Annotated in this window: 2 protein-coding genes; one reads left to right on the top strand and one right to left on the bottom strand. The window is 52.0% G+C overall.

The genetic code is table 11. The features are described 5' to 3' along the window. A partial coding sequence (locus tag H6A60_RS11105; RefSeq protein WP_205104604.1) for an SDR family NAD(P)-dependent oxidoreductase occupies positions 1–448 on the bottom strand: 448 nt, incomplete at its 3' end. Positions 449–677: 229 nt separating this feature from the next. Here H6A60_RS11105 and H6A60_RS11100 point away from each other — a divergent pair. Beyond that, the coding region (locus H6A60_RS11100; RefSeq protein ID WP_205104601.1) for a capsule polysaccharide biogenesis protein at positions 678–1,808 on the top strand (1,131 nt) is incomplete at its 3' end.

Below are 1,808 nucleotides of genomic sequence, written 5' to 3'. Positions count from 1 at the left end.
CGTAGGGATTCGTTGCTTCGCCGGTTGGAAAGTCTTCCCGCAACGGGAGCGTTTCCGGTGTGCCGTACACGGTTGAAGATGAAGAGAAAATAAGGCGGGTTACGCCTGCATTTCGCATTGCCTGGAGAAGTCGAACGGTTCCGACAACATTGTTGTCATAGTATTCCAGAGGCTTTTCGACTGATTCTCCTACGGCTTTGAGGCCGGCAAAGTGAATGACAGCTTCGGCGCCCGTTGACTTCAGTGCGGTTTCAAGCTTTTTTTCGTCGCGAATATCCCCTTCAATAAAAAGCGGTGTGTTGCCTGTGATCTGTGCGATACGCTCGCAGACGCTTCTGTCCGCATTGGAAAGATTGTCGTAAAGCGTGACTTCGTGGCCGGCTTCTAGAAGTGCGACAGCCGTATGAGAGCCGATAAAGCCCATGCCGCCGGTGAGGAAAATACGCATGGTTTGAAACCCTAAAGAAAAAAGACAAAAGAACGAGAAGGCGAATCTGTAAGAGGGGGCATTTTAAACGGCGAGACGAACGGCAAGACAGCGCGAAAAACGGTACTGTGCGCTCAGAGCACTCGTATAAACCCTTGATCCCCTTTCCAACCCGCTCCGCATCCGTAAAATGCTCAAATTTCCACCGCTGACAGATTAATTTTGTAAGCGCTTTAATGCTTGTTAGAAGATGAAACTCACGCAGGAAGAAGCCGACACGCAGTTAGGCGAAAACGGCAATCGTACTCCCGAGCAGGGATTTAATGCGAGTTTTCCGCTTAAGGGGCGTTCTTTCCTTCTTCTGCAGGGGCCGCAGAGCGGTTTTTTCAAGCTTCTTGCTCGCGACCTTGCTGTTGCGGGCGCTGCTGTCCACAAGGTGAATTTCTGCGGTGGGGACGTGTTTCTCTGGGGCCTCTTCAACAAAGCCATCAACTATCGAGGCAATCTTTACGAGTGGCCGGCATGGGTCGGCTCGCTTTATCGAGAGCTTGGCATCACGGATATTTGCGTCTACGGGGATTGGCGCCCTTTGCACTGGGAAGCCATTCGTCTCGCGATCGTTCGCGGCATTCGTGTTTGGGTGTTTGAAGAAGGTTATTTGCGTGCCGGTTTTTCGACGCTTGAAGAAAACGGGGTAAACGGACGCTCTTCGCTTCCGACGAGTGCGCACGAAATTCATGAGCTCGCGCAAACTCTGAAGGATCCGAAGCCGGCCGCCATCGACAACGATATTCGCGACAAGGTTTGGAAGGCGATTCTTCATCACACAGGCAACTTCTTCCTTTGGCCGATGTTTCGGCACTACCGTACGCATCGTCCGACGAACATCTTTTTCGAGCTCATCGGCATTTTGCCGAGGTATTTGACGAGGAAAAAGCGCGCGAAATTATCGGAAGAAAAACTTCACAATTTCTTCAAGAACAAGTCGCCGTATTTCTTCTTTCCGCTGCAGCTTGTTTCGGACAGTCAGATTCAGCTCTATTCGCCGTATGTCAGAGTGCAGGAAGCAATTGCCGACGTATTGGCTTCGTTTGCCCGATCGGCAATGCCCGGGACACGGCTCTTGATCAAGAACCACCCGCTCGACAACGGACTTATTCGATACGGCGATTTCATAGAGGGCTTTGCCCGCGAACTTGGCATTGAGGAGCGGGTGACTTTTGTCGAAGACGGCAATACCGCCAAAATGATCGCCGCGAGCCGTGGTGTCGTGCTCGTCAATAGCACTGTCGGCATCATGGCGCTCGAAGCCGGAAAGCCCGTGTTCTGTTTGGGCAAGAGCATTTACAACTTGCCCGGGATGACGCAGTCGTATCCTTTC

It is taken from the genome of Sutterella massiliensis, assembly GCF_016899755.1.
Classification (GTDB): Bacteria; Pseudomonadota; Gammaproteobacteria; order Burkholderiales; family Burkholderiaceae_F; genus Sutterella; species Sutterella massiliensis.
Note: the sequence above shows the minus strand (reverse complement) of the source record. Positions and strands in the feature narration are given on the sequence as shown.